The sequence below is a fragment of the Halomonas sp. TP35 genome, assembly GCF_052375975.1.
GTDB lineage: Bacteria > Pseudomonadota > Gammaproteobacteria > Pseudomonadales > Halomonadaceae > Vreelandella > Vreelandella citrativorans.
This window is the reverse complement of sequence record NZ_JBQSUZ010000004.1, coordinates 22,263-40,875: the sequence shown is the minus strand read 5'-3', so window position 1 is coordinate 40,875 and position 18,613 is coordinate 22,263. Positions and strand designations below refer to the sequence as shown.

At 55.4% G+C, this 18,613-nt stretch carries 25 protein-coding genes; 21 read left to right on the top strand and 4 right to left on the bottom strand.

The window, feature by feature from the left end:
* Window positions 1-101 precede the first annotated feature (101 nt).
* From ACT3RU_RS06975 to ACT3RU_RS06880, 20 genes are all read left to right on the top strand, one after another.
* The gene (locus tag ACT3RU_RS06975; protein WP_483392629.1) at window positions 102-671 is read left to right on the top strand and encodes a phage baseplate assembly protein V; all 570 of its coding nucleotides are present in this window, start codon (window positions 102-104) and stop codon (window positions 669-671) included.
* Window positions 671-1,009 carry a GPW/gp25 family protein gene (locus tag ACT3RU_RS06970; protein ID WP_483392628.1) on the top strand — a complete coding sequence of 113 codons (339 nt, stop codon included), beginning with the start codon at window positions 671-673 and terminating at the stop codon, window positions 1,007-1,009. Before ACT3RU_RS06975 ends, ACT3RU_RS06970 begins: the two co-directional genes overlap by 1 nt.
* Window positions 1,006-1,902 (top strand): baseplate assembly protein, encoded by an 897-nt coding sequence (locus tag ACT3RU_RS06965; protein WP_483392627.1) that lies wholly within the window; start codon window positions 1,006-1,008, stop codon window positions 1,900-1,902. Before ACT3RU_RS06970 ends, ACT3RU_RS06965 begins: the two co-directional genes overlap by 4 nt.
* A complete protein-coding gene (locus tag ACT3RU_RS06960) occupies window positions 1,899-2,624 on the top strand; it encodes a phage tail protein I (RefSeq protein WP_483392626.1) in 726 nt (241 codons plus the stop codon). The genes ACT3RU_RS06965 and ACT3RU_RS06960 overlap by 4 nt, the downstream gene beginning before the upstream one ends.
* Window positions 2,621-3,148, top strand: a complete 528-nt coding sequence (locus ACT3RU_RS06955) for a phage tail-collar fiber domain-containing protein (RefSeq protein WP_483392625.1) — start codon at window positions 2,621-2,623, stop codon at window positions 3,146-3,148. The genes ACT3RU_RS06960 and ACT3RU_RS06955 overlap by 4 nt, the downstream gene beginning before the upstream one ends.
* Window positions 3,145-3,504, top strand: coding sequence for a hypothetical protein (locus ACT3RU_RS06950; RefSeq protein ID WP_483392624.1), 360 nt, complete (start codon window positions 3,145-3,147; stop codon window positions 3,502-3,504). The genes ACT3RU_RS06955 and ACT3RU_RS06950 overlap by 4 nt, the downstream gene beginning before the upstream one ends.
* On the top strand, window positions 3,497-3,751 hold the full coding sequence (locus tag ACT3RU_RS06945) for a hypothetical protein (protein ID WP_483392623.1): 255 nt from the start codon (window positions 3,497-3,499) through the stop codon (window positions 3,749-3,751). The genes ACT3RU_RS06950 and ACT3RU_RS06945 overlap by 8 nt, the downstream gene beginning before the upstream one ends.
* Complete coding sequence (locus tag ACT3RU_RS06940; RefSeq protein WP_483392622.1) at window positions 3,748-4,107, top strand: hypothetical protein; 360 nt, start codon at window positions 3,748-3,750, stop codon at window positions 4,105-4,107. Before ACT3RU_RS06945 ends, ACT3RU_RS06940 begins: the two co-directional genes overlap by 4 nt.
* Window positions 4,108-4,111: 4 nt before the next feature.
* The gene (locus ACT3RU_RS06935; protein ID WP_483392621.1) at window positions 4,112-4,942 is read left to right on the top strand and encodes a hypothetical protein; all 831 of its coding nucleotides are present in this window, start codon (window positions 4,112-4,114) and stop codon (window positions 4,940-4,942) included.
* Between the two features lie 6 nt (window positions 4,943-4,948).
* Complete coding sequence (locus tag ACT3RU_RS06930) at window positions 4,949-5,431, top strand: hypothetical protein (protein WP_483392620.1); 483 nt, start codon at window positions 4,949-4,951, stop codon at window positions 5,429-5,431.
* Complete coding sequence (locus tag ACT3RU_RS06925; RefSeq protein WP_483392619.1) at window positions 5,428-5,724, top strand: hypothetical protein; 297 nt, start codon at window positions 5,428-5,430, stop codon at window positions 5,722-5,724. The genes ACT3RU_RS06930 and ACT3RU_RS06925 overlap by 4 nt, the downstream gene beginning before the upstream one ends.
* Window positions 5,725-6,417: 693 nt before the next feature.
* The gene (locus ACT3RU_RS06920) at window positions 6,418-7,590 is read left to right on the top strand and encodes a phage tail sheath protein (RefSeq protein ID WP_483392618.1); all 1,173 of its coding nucleotides are present in this window, start codon (window positions 6,418-6,420) and stop codon (window positions 7,588-7,590) included.
* Between the two features lie 39 nt (window positions 7,591-7,629).
* Window positions 7,630-8,136, top strand: a complete 507-nt coding sequence (locus tag ACT3RU_RS06915; RefSeq protein WP_483392617.1) for a phage major tail tube protein — start codon at window positions 7,630-7,632, stop codon at window positions 8,134-8,136.
* A gap of 62 nt (window positions 8,137-8,198) precedes the next feature.
* Window positions 8,199-8,543, top strand: coding sequence for a phage tail assembly protein (locus tag ACT3RU_RS06910; RefSeq protein WP_483392616.1), 345 nt, complete (start codon window positions 8,199-8,201; stop codon window positions 8,541-8,543).
* Between the two features lie 26 nt (window positions 8,544-8,569).
* Window positions 8,570-8,713: a GpE family phage tail protein gene (locus tag ACT3RU_RS06905; protein WP_483392615.1), complete on the top strand. Its 144-nt coding sequence runs from the start codon at window positions 8,570-8,572 to the stop codon at window positions 8,711-8,713.
* A gap of 8 nt (window positions 8,714-8,721) precedes the next feature.
* Window positions 8,722-12,273 carry a phage tail tape measure protein gene (locus ACT3RU_RS06900; protein WP_483392614.1) on the top strand — a complete coding sequence of 1,184 codons (3,552 nt, stop codon included), beginning with the start codon at window positions 8,722-8,724 and terminating at the stop codon, window positions 12,271-12,273.
* An 11-nt stretch (window positions 12,274-12,284) separates the two neighbouring features.
* Window positions 12,285-12,734: a phage tail protein gene (locus ACT3RU_RS06895; RefSeq protein ID WP_483392613.1), complete on the top strand. Its 450-nt coding sequence runs from the start codon at window positions 12,285-12,287 to the stop codon at window positions 12,732-12,734.
* Entirely contained in the window at window positions 12,734-13,699 is a 966-nt protein-coding gene (locus tag ACT3RU_RS06890) for a contractile injection system protein, VgrG/Pvc8 family (protein WP_483392612.1), read from the top strand. The genes ACT3RU_RS06895 and ACT3RU_RS06890 overlap by 1 nt, the downstream gene beginning before the upstream one ends.
* Before the next feature lie 157 nt (window positions 13,700-13,856).
* Window positions 13,857-14,537 carry a hypothetical protein gene (locus ACT3RU_RS06885; protein ID WP_483392611.1) on the top strand — a complete coding sequence of 227 codons (681 nt, stop codon included), beginning with the start codon at window positions 13,857-13,859 and terminating at the stop codon, window positions 14,535-14,537.
* Window positions 14,521-14,943 carry a PIN-like domain-containing protein gene (locus ACT3RU_RS06880; RefSeq protein ID WP_483392610.1) on the top strand — a complete coding sequence of 141 codons (423 nt, stop codon included), beginning with the start codon at window positions 14,521-14,523 and terminating at the stop codon, window positions 14,941-14,943. Before ACT3RU_RS06885 ends, ACT3RU_RS06880 begins: the two co-directional genes overlap by 17 nt.
* Before the next feature lie 169 nt (window positions 14,944-15,112).
* Here ACT3RU_RS06880 and ACT3RU_RS06875 read toward each other — a convergent pair whose 3' ends face one another.
* Entirely contained in the window at window positions 15,113-15,463 is a 351-nt protein-coding gene (locus ACT3RU_RS06875; RefSeq protein WP_483392609.1) for a S24/S26 family peptidase, read from the bottom strand.
* A gap of 369 nt (window positions 15,464-15,832) precedes the next feature.
* Here ACT3RU_RS06875 and ACT3RU_RS06870 point away from each other — a divergent pair, with 369 nt between their 5' ends.
* On the top strand, window positions 15,833-16,393 hold the full coding sequence (locus ACT3RU_RS06870; protein WP_483392608.1) for a hypothetical protein: 561 nt from the start codon (window positions 15,833-15,835) through the stop codon (window positions 16,391-16,393).
* 21 nt (window positions 16,394-16,414) lie between these two features.
* Here ACT3RU_RS06870 and ACT3RU_RS06865 read toward each other — a convergent pair whose 3' ends face one another.
* The 3 genes from ACT3RU_RS06865 to ACT3RU_RS06855 are packed head-to-tail and all read right to left on the bottom strand — an operon-like array spanning window position 16,415 to window position 18,555.
* A complete protein-coding gene (locus tag ACT3RU_RS06865) occupies window positions 16,415-16,954 on the bottom strand; it encodes a hypothetical protein (RefSeq protein WP_483392607.1) in 540 nt (179 codons plus the stop codon).
* Window positions 16,939-17,871 (bottom strand): hypothetical protein, encoded by a 933-nt coding sequence (locus tag ACT3RU_RS06860; RefSeq protein WP_483392606.1) that lies wholly within the window; start codon window positions 17,869-17,871, stop codon window positions 16,939-16,941. Before ACT3RU_RS06860 ends, ACT3RU_RS06865 begins: the two co-directional genes overlap by 16 nt.
* A gap of 30 nt (window positions 17,872-17,901) precedes the next feature.
* Window positions 17,902-18,555 carry an XRE family transcriptional regulator gene (locus tag ACT3RU_RS06855; RefSeq protein ID WP_483392605.1) on the bottom strand — a complete coding sequence of 218 codons (654 nt, stop codon included), beginning with the start codon at window positions 18,553-18,555 and terminating at the stop codon, window positions 17,902-17,904.
* Window positions 18,556-18,613 lie beyond the last annotated feature (58 nt).

Genomic DNA, 18,613 nt, shown 5'->3' with positions numbered 1-18,613 from the left:
TGTGAACTTGACTGTAGATTGTCTATTAAGCTGATTGTGCAATCCACCCCGCACAACGCCCGCCGCTACCCATCCGCGCGTAGTCATCGCAGCATGGCCGCATGAACAACGCCGCCGAAATACTTCGCCTAATCCAGAACATCGTTCGCCTTGGCTCCATTGCCGAGGTGGACCACGGCGCACCCGGTGAACGCCTCCCCGCTGTGCGCGTTCGCTCCGGTGAATTGCTCACTGGCTGGCTACCATGGGCCAACGGCCGAGCAGGCACCACGCGCGATTGGAACCCGCCCACTAGGGGCGAACAGGTAATGATCCTCTCGCCCGGCGGCGACTTGGCCAACGGCGTGGCCATGCCCAGCCTGTTTCAGCTGAACCACCAGCCACCCAGCAACGACCCCGGCAAGGTATCGCGGGAATATCCCGACGGCGCCCTGTTCGAGTACGACCACGCGCGCAGCGTGCTACGCATCAACCTGCCCGGCTCTATCGAGATCCATGCCCCCGGCGGCACCCAGTGGCACGGCAACATCGATCACACCGGTGATATGCAGCGCGCGGGCAGCTACGCCCAAAGCGGCGGCAGCCATACCCATAACGGCAAGAACACCGGCAGCGACCATGCCCATAGCGGCATACAGTCCGGTCCCAGCAACACCGGGGAGCCAATCTAATGCCAGGCATGAACGCCACGACCGGCCAACGCCTCAATGGCATCGAGCACATCCGCCAGAGCGTCGCCGATATCATCACCACGCCCATTGGTAGCCGCGTCATGCGCCGCGAGTACGGCAGCTTGGTGCCCGAGCTACTCGACCGCCCTCTGAATGACGCCCTATTGATGCAGGTCTACGCCGCCACAGTCATTGCCGTAAGCCGCTGGGAACCCCGCGTGCAAATCACCGGTACTCGCCGGATCGTCAGCACCCAGCTACCCGGCACGGTCACGATGGAACTCTACGGCAAAACCGCCGATGGCCAGCCGCTCAGCGTTGGAGTGCCCATAGCATGAACGCCCCTATCGATCTGTCATTACTCCCTGCGCCGAGCATTATCGAGCCACTGGATTATGAAACCATCCTCGCCGAGCGTAAGGCGCGGTTAATCGCCCTGCACCCAGAGGAAGAGCGCGACGCACTGGCCGAACTGCTAACACTGGAATCGGAGCCGCTGGTCAAACTGCTGGAAGAAAACGCCTACCGCGAACTACTGCTACGCCAGCGCATTAATGAAGCCGCCCGCGCGGTGATGATCGCTTTTGCCGAAGATGAAGACTTGGAACAGCTCGGCGCTAACCTGGGCGTAAAGCGCTTGCTACTGGATGCAGGCAACCCCGCCGCCATGCCACCAGTGCCGCCCACCTTCGAGCGTGACCGCGACTACCGCCCGCGCATCCAGCTTGCGTTCGAAGGCCTGTCAGTCGCCGGGCCAAGCGGCGCTTATGAATTCCAAGCCAAAAGCGCCCACCCCGATGTGCTTGATGTATCCGTCGATAGCCCCGAGCCGGTCGACGTCGTCGTCACCATCCTGTCACGCCAAGCCGATGGCCAGCCCAGCGGGGACGTACTTGATGCCGTCCGCCAACGCCTCGACGAACGGCGCCCGCTAACCGACCGCGTCACCGTTCAAGGCCCTGAATTGCTTCCCTTCTCAGTGACCGCCGTCCTCGCCGTGCGCGATGGACCCGACCCGTCCGTGATTCGGGGCGAAGCTCAAAAGCGGTTAGAAGAGTACGTCGCCAATCGTCACCGCTTGGGCGCGTGGATCACCCGTTCCAGTGTGCATGCGGCACTCACAGTTGAAGGTATCGAGCGCATCACGCTCGAAGGCTTTGGCGAAATTAACGCCCAGCCGAACCAAGCCCCCTACTGCACCGGCATCACGTTAAGCACGGAGGGCGTATGACCGATTTACTGCCCCCCAACCGCACCGCGCTTGAGCGTCGCGTAGCTGCGTCGCACCCGCTGGATCTACCGGTACCGCTTCGCACCCTCTGGAACCCCGCCACTTGCCCCGTAGAGTTTCTACCGTTTCTCGCCTGGGCGTTCTCGGTCGATCAATGGCACGAAACATGGCCCGAAAGCGTTAAGCGTCGCGTGATCGCCAACAGCGCCGAGCTACACCGGATCAAAGGCACGCGCCCAGCGGTTGAACTGGCCATGGAGACGCTAGGCGTCAGCGTAGAGCTTACCGAGTGGTTCGAAGCCACGCCGAACCTGCCACGGGGCACGTTCAGCGCCGTGCTCTACGTGAACGAAAACCTCACGCCCGAAGCACCGGCCCTGCTCAGCGATACGCTTTACACCCAGCTACGCCGCGCGATTGATAACGCCAAGAACAAGCGCAGCCACTACGAATTCAAAGTGGGTGCCCGCTTAAAGGCAGGCATGGGGGCAGCCAGTGCGCTCAAAAGCGCCGCCGTGCGTCGTGATACAGCCAATGCCGTAACGCCCCCGCTGGCAGCCCAAAGCCACCTAGCCGCTACGGCAGTACAAAAGACGGCAGCCGTTACCCGCCGCCACGCCCCGGCAGCCTTGGACGCTACCTTATCCACCACCCCGCTCGCGGTGGTCTGCACCTATCGCGTTACTGCAGTCACGCGCTGCTATATGGAGAGCCAACCATGACGGCCCTGATACCCACACTCACCCACGCAGGCCTAAACGCCGTATTCAATGCCCAAGGCGATGGTCTGCAGGCCCGAATTACTCATATTGTGCTGGGCGATGATGGCCGCGCGCCCAGCCCCACTTATACCGCGCTTGGAAACCAGCGCCGCCGCATCGCCATTGCCGACGGCCAAAAAACCGACGACCGCCAGTTACACGTGACCGGCGTCGTGGATGGCGACGGCCCAGAGTTTTGGGTAAGAGAAGTAGGGTTCCAGTTAGAAGACGGCACCCTCCTCGCGATCTGGTCCAGCGAACAGCCGCTTGCGTACGTCTCCAACAACGTACCGCTGTTGCTTGCATTCGATCTTCGCCTCGATGCCCTGCCCGCCGACTCGGTCACTATCGAGACGACCGGGGCCGACCTGTCGCTAGCTGCCTGGGGCGAACAGTACACAGCCAATGCGGCCGCCATCGTCGACAACATGGCCCGCCAGGTGGATCTGCTGTTTCGCGTGCAAGAGTTAGAGAAACGCGCATGAGTACCCAGGCCCCCACGATCAGCATGGTGGCCGGTACCACGTACCGGTTCAGCGCAGCATGGGCCAGCGAAGACCCAGCCGCCACGCCGATTGACCTCACCGGCTGCGAAGCCAGTTTTGTGGTGGCCACCACCCAGGGCGCGCCGCTGCTGACGTGCGAAACCGGTAACGGTATCGAGCTGACTGACGACCAGGGCGGCATCAACGTCCATATCCGCCCCGAGCAAACAGCGGGCGCTGTCTCGCCGAGCTGGTCCGGCGCGCGGTACGAGCTGCGCGTCACGTTCCCATCCGGTGATGTGTACAGCCTGCTACGCGGTCACTTCCAGCTAACGCCGGGGGTGATTCATGGCTAACGCTACTCGCCTCACCGTCACCATGCCCGCGCGCTCGATCACGGTTCACCTGCCCGCACCACCGCGCTTTCAGGTCATCAGCCACGGCTTGCAGGGGCCACCGGGAACGCTATCGCCTGAGACTCTCGCCCAGGTCGCAGAGGCCAGCAAAGCCACCCATCAAATCGACAGCGTGTTGGCCGCACTCACCGACGCCATCAGTTACCACGGCGGCATGATCGCCGCACAGGAGGACGCCACAAAATGAGCTTTGATGAAAACCTCATCGCCCTACGCCAAGCGGTCACCCACACGCTAGGGGTCATCGACGGCAAGCTACGCAACAAGGCGAACAAAACCGATGTGCTCACCACCGAGCAGATCGACGCACGTATTCAGCAACTGATCGGCAGCGCACCGGAAACCCTCGATACCCTCGCCGAGATCGCCGAAGCATTGGGCAACAACCCCAACTTCGCCACGACCATCGCCGAAGAGTTAGCCAAGAAAGCCACGAAGACCAGGGTAAACGAACTGGAAGGCCAGCTCAGTGAATCACTCACCGCATTAACCGACGCCTTTAGCCAAGGCGCAGCCAACATTCAAAACACCACTCAGGAGTAAACCGATGAGCCTAGAAAGCCAAATCGCCGCGCTCGTCAGCGCTGCTAATAGCCTTACCAGCCAAGTGGCTGGGAAATTGGATGAAATTGATCAGAAAACCAATGCTGTGGCTAGCAGCATTACTGATGCTATTAAGGACAGCAATAGCGTAGAAATATTTATAGACCAACAAAATGGTAGCGATGAGAACGACGGGGTTTCTGTTGCCAGTGCATTAAAAACAATCAGCTCAGCCAGGAATTTGATGATGCCTGGAGGGCTGTATCGATTAAAAATCATAGGTGACTACTTATTTAACAATGATGCAGAAATAAGCCCGCCTACCAACGCCTCAATTTGGATTGACGGTGGATATGGTGGAAAGGAAACAAATTTAATTTGCGGCTATACAAAAGGGCTGCGAGAACGTGGGCGGTTGGGGTTTATAGATCTCAGCAGTTGTTCAACTCTCTACATGCGCAACGTAAAAATAGGTCTAGACAAGGTGGGCGTATCAGAGTTACTCGCGAGTGATCCTGAAAATATCGAAACGCGCCTTGGTTTTCTAAAAACCAACGCTGGTCTAAGTACAAACGTAGTAATCGGCATTCGCTTTGAGAATGTAGATTTTTCTGAATATTTGCTGAATGCAAAGGAACTGGCAAACCAATACGGAACTACTAGAAAGATACATTTCGCTGAGGGTGTGGCAAATCTGCTCATTACAATGTTCCGAATCTGCACTTTCCCGGCTGATCTGTCTGTCGCGGAAGATTATTTCTACGCAGATCGTACAATTGCTGACTACTCAGGAAAGCTATCCGTCAGCAACATTTCATCTAATTTCAGAGGGTAGGCCACTATGTTAACGATTAGCCATGGAAATAAATCGTACGTCAATTGGTCTGTTGCTGATCTGCTGCATGCAGGCGTACCAGCAGAGACCGTGCTCTCCCATATTCATTCCCGCCTCAACAACGACATCGACACCGCCGCCGGTAACGCCCGCGCCGCGTTCGTTAGCCCCGGTAGTTATATCGACCAAGAATACCTGCTCGCCAAAGCCGAGGCCGCTGAGTGGCTAGCCAATGGCAAAGAAGCAAACGCGATACCCTCAAGTGTGCAGGACCATATCAGCATGTTTGAGGTGGACGCTGAAGCCGCCGCTAAAGAGATCGTGGCCACGGCCGCCGAGTGGGAACAGGCACTTGGGGCTATTCGTAGCGCCCGCCTGGGCGGTAAAGCAGCGGTCAGCCGGGCAGCAACAATTGAGGAAGCCGAGGCAGCCGCCCAGCAAGCCATCGAGCAGCTCAACCAGTACCGGCCGCAAGAGGGCGCACTATGAACCGTTCCTATATTGAGCACGCACTGATTGCGGTGTTAATCCAGTTCGCGTTATGGCCGCTCATGGGTATGTGGGTAGCCGGTAGCGTTGCCGTGGCGCTGTTTCTGGGTCGTGAAATTGCCCAGAACGAATACCGCGTGGCACACCGCCGAGGCTGGACGTGGGGGGAAGTGCCGCCGGTTAATTGGTATGAAGGCGCTTGGCGAGGATGGACGGTGAAATCCGTGTTTGATGTGCTCGCGCCACTAGGGGCGTGTTTACTCGCAGCCCTAATAACGAAAAGCCTTTTCTAATCAAACGAATCTGATTAGAGAGCTTCTTACTGCCCGCCTAAAAAGCGGGCTTTTTTCGACTGAAAGAAGCACTTACAAATAATTCTTTAGAATGAAAGCCAACATACTTGGGCTAATTCCCAAAGGTTTTTGGGATTCTCCCGAGCGCTGACCTGTGGATGAAAAAATACCAGATATGCCTGAATTGATTTCGTGGGGGACTATATGTAGTCTTTTCAATCGAAGCTTGGCCTAGAACGGCAAAAGGCCATGATCCTCCTACAGATCATGGCCCCTTGATGGCTTCTAACCGTGCGGTGTTAAAACACGTTGAAGCGTTCACACAAACGTTAAGGTATCAAATTTGATGTTTTGTTCAACTCTTAGTTGAAATTTTAACGTGTCATTCACCGCATTCTTCACAAACCAAGATTTTTGGTGAATGACATGATTTACGTAAAACTATCGGTTTTGTTGTTTGATACGTTCGTCAACATGGTGGAATTAATGCTGCTCATCTGGCCGCATTGGCCACCGTTAATGTGAACCGTTAGCCCGCCGATTGGCGGGCTTTTTTGTGCACGCTAATTCGCAAACTGTCACGCATTCTCCGCACAACGCCCGCCGCTACCCTCCCGCGCGTAGTCATCGCAGCATGGCACCACTAGCAAGCCACACCATTACCCCGCTTGAACCTGCGCAGGAGCCAAGCACATGGCAGACCAACATCACCACGGCGTTCGCGTCGTCGAAATTAACGAAGGCACGCGACCCATCCGTACCGTGTCCACCGCCGTGATCGGCGTCGTGGCCACCGCCCCCGCTGCCGATGAAGACGCCTTCCCGCTCAATACCCCTGTTTTAATCACCGATCTCTACGCCGCCATCGGCAACGCCGGTGCAGGCGGCACGCTGCGCCGCACGCTCTCCGCCATCGTCAGCGAAACCCGCGCAATCTGCGTCGTGGTCCGCGTGGAAGAAGGCGCAGACGAAGACGCCACCACCGCGAACATCATCGGCGGCGTCAGCAGCACCGGGCAAAAGCTCGGCATACAAGCCCTCACCGCTGCCGAAACCAAACTCGGCGTAAAACCGCGCATTCTCGGCGTGCCCGAACTCGACAATGAAAGCGTCGCAAGCGAATTGGCCGGGATCGCCCAGCAGCTGCGCGCGTTCGTTTATGTCAGCGCCTACGGCTGTGAAACCAAGGAAGAAGCCAACATGTACCGCGAAGGCTTCGGCCAGCGTGAAGTCATGGTGATCTGGCCCAACTGGCAAGCGTTCGATGTTGACGCCGAAGAAACCCGCCCGCTGTCTGCAGTGGCTAAAGCACTCGGTCACCGCGCCCGGCTGGATAACGAAATGGGCTGGCATAAAACCCTATCCAACATGCCGGTTAACGGCGTAACCGGCATCACCAAGGATCTCTCTTGGGATCTGCAGGATCCAGCGACCGACGCCGGTTACCTCAACGCCGCCGACATCACCACGCTGATTCAGAAAGGCGGCTTCCGTTTCTGGGGCTCCCGCACCTGCAGCATCGACCCCCTCTTCGCGTTTGAGTCGTACACCCGCACCGCCCAAGTGCTGGCCGACACCATCGCCGAGGCGCATATGTGGGCCGTCGATAAGCCGATGCACCCATCGCTAGTGCGCGACATCATCGAAGGCATCAACGCCAAATTCCGCGAACTGATCCGGGGCGGCTACCTGCTCGGCGGATCCGCGTGGTTCGACGAAGAGCTAAACAGCCCAGAGGTATTAAAGAGCGGCAAGCTCTACATCGACTACGACTACACCCCGGTACCGCCGCTCGAAAACCTCATGTTCCAGCAGCGCATCACCGATCAATACCTCGTAGATTTCGCCGCCCGCATCAGCCAGTAAGCCGCCGCCCAACGACAGGCACTAACAGGAGCAAGCAAAATGCTACCCAAGATTCTCAAGGACTTTAACTTGTTCGGCGACGGCAACAACTGGCAAGGCCAGATCCCCGAACTAACCCTGCCGGAACTCGCCCGCCGCATGGTCGAGTACGAAGGCGGCGGCATGGACGGCCCCATCGAAGTCGACCACGGCAACGAACTGCAGGAGTTCGAATGGACGGCCGGCGGCATGATCGCCGAAATTTTCGACAGCTACGGCAGCCCTATCCACGACGCCACCATGCTGCGCTTCACCGGATCTTACGAATCCGATGAAACCGGCGACATCGTGCCGGTCGAGATCGTCATGCGCGGCCGCCACAAGACAATCTCAATGGGCGACGCAAGCAAGGGCGATAACAACCAGATCAGCGTCACCACCACGCTTTCGTACTTCAAATTGACAGTAGACGGCGAAGACATCATCGAGCGCGACGTACCCGGCTTCGTCTTCATCGTGCGCGGTACCGACCGCCTAGCCGAGCGCCGCCGCGCCCTCGGTTTATAACCACCACCCCACTCACCACGGCCACCCCGGTGGCCACACCCAGCACATAGGAAATCACAGCAATGGAAGACAAGACTGAAAACCAGATCGCCGCCGAAGAAGCCAAAGCCACCGCGCCGGGCGTGCCGACGGAAGTCGTCGAGCTGGAAACACCGCTACAGCGTGGCAAAAGCACGGTTAGCGAGATCACCGTGCGTAAACCCATGTCCGGTGGTATGCGCGGCGTCTCCCTCGTCGACATCATGAATCTGGATGTCGCGGCGCTCACTAAAGTCATGCCCCGCATCACCAGCCCGGCGCTCACCGAGGCCGAACTTAAAACCATGGATATCGTGGATCTGGTCCAGCTCGGCACGGCGCTAAACGGTTTTTTGACTCCAAAGAAGTACAAGGACATCGAAGCCTAGCCCTCCCCGAGTTCGTCGAAGACGCCATGGCCGACTTGGCCATGGTGTTTCACTGGGAACCCAGCGCGATGGACAACATGGAGCTGGAAGAACTAATGCAGTGGCGCGAGCGCGCAAGAAAACGCCACGAAGGCAGCAAGCCAAAGGGCGGCAAGCAGCACAGTAAATAGGAAAACCGATGGCACGTAATCTACGACTGCAAGTGATGCTCAACGCCGTGGACCGTGTCACCGGCCCGCTTAAAAAGATGCGTGAAGGGGCGGGAAAAACTGCCCAGGCCATGCGCGAAACCCAAGGCCAGCTCAAAGAACTGCAGCGGCAGCAAGGCGACCTCACCAGCTACCGCAAAGCCAACGCCGCCATGCGCACCAATACCCGCGCATTACGCGATGCCCAGAACCGAAACCGCGAATACACCCTGGCACTCGACCGCCAGCGCGAAGCCCATGCCGGTATTAAATCAGGCCTGACCGTTGCCCGCCGCGAGTACGACCGTCTCGCCAAGCAGCTAATAGAAACCAAAAAGCCTAACGAACAGCTAACGGCCTCGCTTGAGCGCGCCCGCATCCGCTTGCACGGCTCGCAAACCGAGTTCGACCGATCCGCTCGGGCGATGAAGGAGTACCGCAACCGCACGCGTAACGCAGGCGAAGAGGTTAAAAAGCTCACCCGCAACCACGCCACCCAAACCGAGCGCATCCGTGGGCTAAAAACGCGGCTGGATGAAGCAGGCATCAGCACCGACAACCTGAGCAGAAGCGCCCGGGAACTGCGAACAAAAGAGGAACGGCTAAACACCGCCCTCCAACAGCAAAAACGCCACTTAAGTGAAGTTGCCGAACGCCAACGGCGTTTAACCCAGGCCCGCGACCGCTACCAAAATGGCATGGCCAATGTCGCCCGCGCCCAAGGCGTGGGTATGGGCATGCTGGGTACCGGCATGGCTCAAGGCTATGCTGCTTCACGGCTACTCGCCCCCGGCGTGGCATGGGGCGAGCAGATGAGTACGCTACAGGCCGTTGGTCGTTTCGATGCCGACGATGAACGCCTCCAGGCACTACGCCAACAATCTCGCGACTTGGGCGGAACCACCGCCTTTAGTGCTACCGAGGTCGGCGGTGGCCAAGAGTTCCTATTGCGTGCGGGCATGAGTAGCGAAGCCATCCAGGCGTCAATGCGCGATGTACTGGATCTCGCCCAGGCCAACAATACTGAGCTGGCCCGCGCGGCAGATATCGCCAGTAATATCGCCGGTGCATTCAAGGTCGATATGGAAGCCGACGGCGCAATGTCTCGCGTCGCGGATATTCTCTCGGGCACCGCCAGCCGCGCGAACGTCAATCTGGAAATGCTCGGCGAAACCATGAAGTACCTGGGCGGCGCAGAAGATCTCAAGCTCACCATGGAGCAGGCGGCGGCCATGTCGGGCATCCTCGGCAACATCGGCATCCAAGGCAGCCAGGCCGGTACCACCATGCGTACCATGATGAACCGGCTCACCAATCCCGCAGCCAAAGGCGCCGCCGCCATCGAAAACATCGGGCTCCAAATTTCCGATGCCAACGGCAACATGCGCGCCATGCCCGACATTCTGCGCGATATCAGCCAAGCCACGGCTGACTTGGGCAACGTCGAGCGCAAAGCCATCATGCAGGATATCTTCGGCGTGGAAGCGGGTTCGGGCATGGCGGAACTGGTCGACGCCATGGGCGGTGGCCAGCTTGATGAGATCATCAACGCGCTGGGCGAGAACATGGGCGAAAATGCCCGCATGGCCGCCACCATGACCGATAACATCGGCGGCGATTTGAAGAACCTGCGCAGCGCATGGGAAGAAGTCGGAATCTCAATCACGGATACAAACGACGGCCCCCTACGCGAACTCATCCAGAGCATTACTGCCATTACCCGTGGCGTCGGCAACTGGATCAAAGCCAACCCCGAGCTAGCGGGTACTATCGCCAAGGCGGCGGCGGGCATGATTGCCCTAGCCACTATCGGTGGTGCCGTCACGATGACCTTTGCCAGCATTCTCTCCCCGCTGCTGTTTACCCGGTTCGCCATGGCCACCCTGGGCATCAAGGCCGGGGCACTCGCACCCATTCTCAAGACAGCAGGCGCCGCGCTGTTCGGTGTGGGTAAAGCACTGACGGTTGGCCTACTCGGTGCGCTTAAAGCCACGGCCATCTTCCTCGCCACCAACCCCATCGGCTGGGCCATCATGGCCATCGCCGGTGCAGCGTTCCTGATTTACAAATACTGGGAACCCATTAAGGCATTTTTCAGCGATATCTGGCGGCAAATCAAAGATGCGTTCGGCGAGGGGATCGGCGGCGTGTCCCGCCTGCTGGTCAACTGGTCACCGCTCGGCCTGCTCTATAGCGGCATTTCATCCGCACTCGGTCGCTTGGGTATAGAGCTGCCCGGCTCGCTCACCGAGTTGGGTAGCAAGATGATTGGCGGCCTGGCCAACGGCATGACCAGCGCACTTGGCTGGGTACGTGAAGCGGCGGGCAGTGTTTGGTCAACGGTCAATGACGCCTTTGGCGATGGCATCGGCGGCGTTACCAAGCTGCTGATCGATTGGTCACCCATCGGGCTACTGCACACCGCGTTCATATCAGCATTGGATATGCTGGGCATCGAGGTGCCCGAAGGATTCCGCAGCCTGGGCGGCTTTATCATCGACGGCCTAATCGGTGGGCTAACTGCAAAGCTCACCGCCCTACGTGACCGCATTACCAGCATGGCCACCAGTGTGATGAACTGGTTCAAAGGCGTGCTGGGCATTCACTCCCCCAGCCGTGTCTTTGAAGGTTTCGGCATCAACATTGTCGAAGGCATGATCAACGGCATCACCGGCATGGCGGGCGCGCTGCGCGACCACGTCACCGGCTTGGCCAGCAATATTGCGGGCTGGATGAGCGACGCCGTGGGCAATGCCATGGACGTCGGCCGTGATGTTGCCAACGGCTTGGGTGATGGTATTCGCAACGGGGCAAGCTCCGCATGGAACGCCGTCAAAAACTTGGCGACAGGCACCGAGAATACCGCGCGCGATGCACTGGATACCCACTCCCCCAGCCGCGTCTTTCGTAGCATCGGTAACGATGTCGCCAACGGCCTGAATCAGGGGATCAGCCGCGCCGCCGATGGTCCTGTCGATCAGGTACGCAGTCTCACAGATCGTCTACGCAATGCAGCTGCCGGGTTAATGCTTGGCGCCGGGATTGCATCGCCCGCTATCGCGCTTGAAGTCACGCCGCCCGCACTGCCCGAGCTGCCCAGCCTCTACACCAGCGTCGCCACGCCTGAAACGCCTGCACTCGATGCCCTGCAGGTAGAGCGGCCCACGCTGCCCAAGTTGGGCACGCTTGAGATCCAGCGGCCAGAGCTACCCAACCTTTACACCAGCGTCGCCAAGCCCGAACTGCCAACACTCGACGCCTTGGCCTTCGAGTGGCCAGAACTCCCCCAATTCGACCCGCTACAAATCGACACCAGCGGCGTACAGATAGACGCCCGCCCACCGCTACAAAATCACGCCAGCGAGCCCAACAGCGGCGGGCTAGTGATTAACGGCGGCATCAACATCGAGATCCACGCCGCCCCCGGCATGAACGAGCAAGATTTGGCGCGGATGGTAAACGCCGAAGTACAGCGCGCCCTACGCGATGCCGAGCGCCGTGCCCAAGCCTCGCGCCGCTCGGCATTCCACGACATTGATTGAGGTACTGACAAATGATGATGATTTACGGCATGTTCGTGTTCTCGCTAGACACCGCCGCTTACCAGGAACTGCAACGCCAAACCCGGTGGCGGCAAGAGGCCCAAGGCCGTGTGGGCCTGCTACCCGCTCGCCAGTTTCTTGGCCCCGGCGATGACACCATCACGCTGACCGGCACCCTGCACCCACAATTCACCGGCGGCCAGCCGCACCTTGACCAGCTGCGCGATATGGCCAACGAAGGCAACGCGTGGCCACTGATCGAAGGCACCGGCAAAAACTACGGCTACTACGTGCTGGAAAGCTTAAAGGAACGCAAAGTGGCACTTATGCGCGACGGCGCCGCCCAGCAAATCGACTTCGATATGGTGCTGCACCGGGTAGAAGACGATAACGGCAACCTGCTCGCCATGCTTGGCCCGCTGGCTGGTATGGCCATGCGCGCCGTGCCGAGGTTAGTGTAATGATTCCCGCCCGACGCCCCGCGTATAGCATCGGTGGCATGGCCGCGACCAGCCGCCTGCAGAGCCTCACCATCACCGACCGGCGCGGTACGACGACCGATGAACTCACCCTCACACTGGAAGACCACGACGGCCGCTTGGCGATACCGCCGCGCGGCAAGATCCTGACCGTAGCCTTGGGCTGGGAAGGCGAAGCGCTGGTGGATCGCGGCAGCTTTACCGTGGATGAAGTCGAACACTCAGGCGCGCCGGACGTGCTCACAATCCGCGCCCGCAGCGCGGATCTACGCAAAGAGAACCCCGCCAAGCGCTGCGAAAGCTATCACGAAAAAACCCTGCAAGAGATCGTCGCCACCGCCGCCGGTCGGCTAGGCCTAGCCCCCAACATCGCCGCGCCGCTGGCGGGCATCTTTATCGATCACATCGACCAGACCGACGAATCAGACCTCCACTTTCTTTATCGGTTAGCCGAACGCTACGACGCCCTGTGCATGGCCAAAAACGGCAGCCTGCTTTTTATGCCCATGAACGGCGGCGTTACCGCAGGCGGCACGCCCATACCAATGCTCACGCTGAAGCGCGGCGTAGGCGATACCCACCGCTACCTGATTGCAGACCGTGAAGAGTTCACAGGTGTAATTGCCTACTGGAGCGACCTGGACGAAGCGGAACGCAAGGAAGTGCTGGTAGGCAACAGCGAGAACGCCAAACGCCTACGCCACACCTACGCAACGGAAGCCCACGCGGTTGAAGAAGCCACCGCAGAGCTTACGCGCCTACAGCGAAAGCATTCAGAGCTAACGCTGGACCTCGCCGAAGGTCGCGCCGATATCTACCCCGAAACCCCGGTCACCACCGTGGGCTTCAAGGAACAGATCGACGCAACGCCTTGGATCATTGATGAAGTGCGCCACGACCTGAACGACCGTGGCTATACGTGCAGTATCAGGATGGAAACGAGGTGAATGCCGTTGTTAATAGGTGCGTTTAACGCACTTTTCCGCTTGCGCTGTCCACGCAAAGTGTCAGACTATAGCCATGTACAACAGTGTAAAACACTCCAAAATACACCCGTTCAAGCCGCCGTATTTCGTACCTAGCGCCACGCTGGGGGGGTAAGCAATGACCGCATTCACCAACATCGGGCTTTACAGCCCCAAGCAAGCAGAGCGCCTGATTGGCGTAGAAGCGGAGAAGATTCGCCGCTGGCTCATGCCTGCACGGTCGAAAAAGGGGCCTCTATGGGAACCCGAACCCCAAGCGCTAGGCGCAGCAGACACCCTAAGCTTTAAAGACCTGCTCGAACTCCGTGCTGTGGCTAAATTTCGTAGCCACAATGTGAGTTTGTCAGTCATCCGGGAAGCACTGCATGAACTAAGCGAGCTGCTTCAGCGGGATTACCCGCTCATCAATCCTCAGCTGTGTACCGATGGCCAAAAGGTATTCCTGAAAGCACTGGAAGAAAGCGGCGAAACAGCCGTGATTGATCTGGTTAAGCGCCAAAACGCATTTGAAGATGTGATAGTGCCCTCACTAAGGGCAGGCATCGAATTCGATGCAGAGGGAGATCCTGTGCGCTGGCATCCAGACCCCAAAGATCCCTGCATTGTGATCGATCCCCGCTTTGCCTTTGGCAAGCCCATCGTACTGCCCAGCCATATGCCCACCGCCACACTGGCCCAAGCAGCAAAGGTAGAGGGCAGCGCAGCAGATGCAGCCCGTGCGTATGATGTAACGCAAGATGAAGTAGAGCGCGCCGTAAAATTCGAAGAAAGGATTTTATCGGGTGCACTTTTTCATTGACGAAAACATCAGCCATCACATCGCCAACGCACTTGATCACCTAGCCAAACTCTGCAAGGAAGGGCATACCGTAGTACACGCCAAAGCTTTTAACGGCGGCACCGGTGTACCCGACCAAGAGTGGCTTGAGCGTCTCCAACAATCTGATAACACTTGGGTAATCATCTCCAAGGATCGCTTTCAAAAGGGTGACCCTGAAATGTTTGCCTTCGAGAACTGCGGGATCACCACGATTAACCTGGGCAACGACTGGAAAAAGAAGAAAGCTTGGGAAACCGCTGTGCGGTTAATCGAATGGTGGCCTGTTATATCAAAAGAAGTTCTACAGACCTCAGCCCCTATGCACTATGACCTTACCTGGGCAAAAGCGCCCAAGCTAAAGGGGCGAAAGAAAGCGGCTAACTAGTACTTCTAAAATATAACCCCCGGCCATCCAATGGCCGAGGGTTTTTGGTATCCGTATCCTTACAGTAAAGCTGGCTCCATCCGGCTAGCGCATCCAAGCGCACCCTCAACCTAACAGACAATGCAGCTTCGCGATGTAAGACATTACCGTCACGTTTGTAAGAGATTGCTTACAAAGCCCAGCACCTCGCCTGCTTCACCACCACCCCTTTGAACTGTTCAGGGTTAACAAAACACCCTTCGCCACCATTGGGCGGCAGCAATCGGCAGCGGCTACCCACTCGGTGCGATTTAAACAATCGGTATTCCCCCTCCACCTCGGCCACCACCAGATCCGCATGCCCAAACGAGCGCGCTTCATCCACTACCAGCACATCCCCCTCCATCCACGGCCCACCCGGTGTCGCCTCTTCGCTCACCTCGACTAAAAAATAACTGGGTGAAAACCGCCGTTGATCAAACTCCGCTATCGCCGGGTGTTTAACCCCCATAACTGCTGGCCCCAAATAGTTTACGCGCATGCCCTTGCCCTGACGTTTTTGATATGACGCGACGTATATTAGAATTTTCCTGCCGCGCTCCCAGAGTCTAATACTGTATAAAACGACAGCATTCCACAATAGGTAAGGCAAATTATGATTGGTTTTGTCGACTCGACCGGCACAGCCAATAGCTAATGGCCACCATGGGTGCACTCAATGAGAAGATGGGAAAGGAAACGGTACGCTTGGGCTGCCGGAAAAGAACGCCCCCTGGCACCTACGCTGCGCGAACCGCAGGCCGCGCTGTACCACCCACCGGGATAAGCTGATGGTTGTGCATGCCCGCTAGTTCCAAAAAAAACATAACTAAGTTAATATTAAATAAAACATAGACAACATGGAATTAACATGGAAGAAGTAACGAGAGAAATTGCACTTTCACTAAGTATAAAAACGATTTTAATTTCTATACTGGCAGCAGGTGGAACCATTGCTATCGCTACTATACTCAAGCCATTAATTTTAATCATTAGGGACTTAACAGCATGGAGAATCATTGAATCCCTTTATTCAAACAAAGATAAAAAGTCAAAAATAGAAAAATTATTTCGATTTAAAAGAAGACTAGAAACTCAATTTCATGAAGATACTCATTTTGATGAGCATGACGAAGGTGTAGCCGCTTATATTGCAGACAAACCAACTGAGGCACATTTTGCTTTCATATATGACGCAATAAAAGAGCACATCAAAATCGAAATAATAGAACTTGAAGAAGAAATCGAAAGAAATAAAAAGAGACTTTCTTTTATCCTTCAACATCTAGGCATGCAAGAGATAGAGAATCCTTTAACCACGCTTGAAGCAAAATATCAAAAGCACTATGAAAGCAACTTAATAAGAGATGTGAAAATTGATTACGATTTGGTAGAATTTGAAGCATTGAAAGAGATTAAGAAAAATCTTTAGCGAAAGCTAAAACAACAATCATTAATTAGTGAGCAGCGCGTGAAATCTTTTAATTACCATAAGCATAGTAAGCACTACATTCACAAAAACAGCAACAACTATCCCTGAAGCCACTTGCAAACCTATTTGCCTAAAACAAGAAAGATTTTCTCCGATCATGGACATTCCAGCCACCGAAAAAATTACTAAAACAATAGACGCAACAATAGTGTAACAAATATTTTGATACAGCTCTTTGAGAAGAATTAATTTATCATCAGCATTTCCACCTACTAAACGACTTTTCTCTTGAACATCTTTTATTTTTGCTTCTTGGTCGTAAACCAATACTAAAACACTCATTAAAAGAGCTGTCGAGATTGCGCCAAAATTCACAGTAAGAGTAAGAATATTATCGCTTATACCGTGTGAAAAAGCGGCAACCAAAACACCAAGAAGTGCTGGCAGCAAGAAAAATGAAAAAATATCTATAAATGATATTTTCTCCTCACCACCTTTATAGACACTTAATGTTTGACAATGCTTTTTAAGAATAAAAAAGACATCTACTTTTCTGGACATAACTTAACCCCCATCCCCGGATAAACCTTAGAACAAATATCATTAACCACGCCTACAGCCCATTCATACATTTCATTAAAGTCAGGCACACCATGCTCTATCGTCACTTCTTCGCCTAAGTCTAGCCGAAAAACAGGGTTCTGCCTATTACCTCCAATACGGAAAACTCTTTCTTTTCCGTCAATTGCAACAACTGCTTTTAAGTCTTTACAATTTGTTTCTAAAAACTCAATTGCTTCAGACCTTTCACCTTTACGAAAATTCATAAATTTACCAAAGCTTCTATTGCGCTCAGGCTTCAAAACTAAAATCGCCTGTTTATGCCCCATCCCAGGAAGAGCGTCCGTTTTATCTGAAAAAGGGGCAAAGTTTATAGCCCTTATCTCTTTGACCTGGCCTTGAAGCCAATGCTCAACAGCTTTCTCATAAGCTACTGGATTAAACTGAAGGTTCAATCTTGTCTGCGCCTTAAATCTTTGCCCAAACTTTTTATCCAGAATAGTCTTAACCCCATTACCGCTAATATTATGCAATACAAAAATTGCTTCGTTCTTTTTCTCGGGAGAAAAAAGCAGATAAAAAATCTCTCTCACATCGGCATCATTTGGCTTTTTTGCATAGCTCAGCTTCCCAGTCCTATAGTCCTGTATATTCCCTTTATTCCCAAATTCCCCGGTATTTATAATACCCCATATACACCTACCTCCTGCAGAGACATTAGGCTGCTGAAAAGAAATAACAGTCTTATCTTCTTCCGACACTTCAAAATCATCTTTAGTTAATTCATCAGCAAAGGCTTTAAATATATCAACAAGATCTTTACCATTAACATCATCTAAAGGGGCGTAATTGGACCCGTCATCATACTTTCTAAGTTTATTAAATGCCCGCATGTGATACAGAGAAACTGAATGCATACTTATCCCTTGCTCATTAATTATTAAGACTCAAACCACCCGCCCAATCCGTATCTCACACCGCCCCAGAATCTCCAAATCCCCCATATCCTGCGGCTTAATCATTTCAGGCTGATAAAGCTCGTTATCACTGATCAAATACAGCGCGCCCCCTGCTAAACGCTGCACCCGTTTGATCCGCCGCTCACCGCTGACCAACAGCAGAAAAACCCCTTCCTGCTTCGGATCGCGATTCCCACGGTTAACCAGCACCCAGTCACCATCGGCCAAGGTGCCGTCCATCGAGTCGCCCCGAACCTGCACGCCAACGACCTGCGATGGGTCAAGCCCTTGGGCGGTCAGCTCGCTGCGCGGGAACTGCAAGGTCGTCTTAATCGGCTCTCCCTCGAAGCTGCGACCGGCGCCTGCAGCAGCTTCAATGTCGTACATCGGTATAGATGCCATGCCATCGGATGAATCCACCAGCGTCACGTTAGATGAAATCGAACGACTTCCAGTGAGTACATAGTGCGTATTTACGCCAACTGACTCCAAAGCCAGCAGATAGTCAGCTTTGGGAATGCGCTTCTCGCTCTCATAGAGCATTTGAGTGTTTTTCGTAATGCCTGCGATATCTCCAAGCTCGGTCTGGGAGAAGCCCAGCCGCACTCGTTCTTCACGCAAACGCATTCCCATTGAAGTCATTTAATTCCATTCTCCATTGACAATGGAATCATTTGATTCCATTCTATCGATGTCTTTT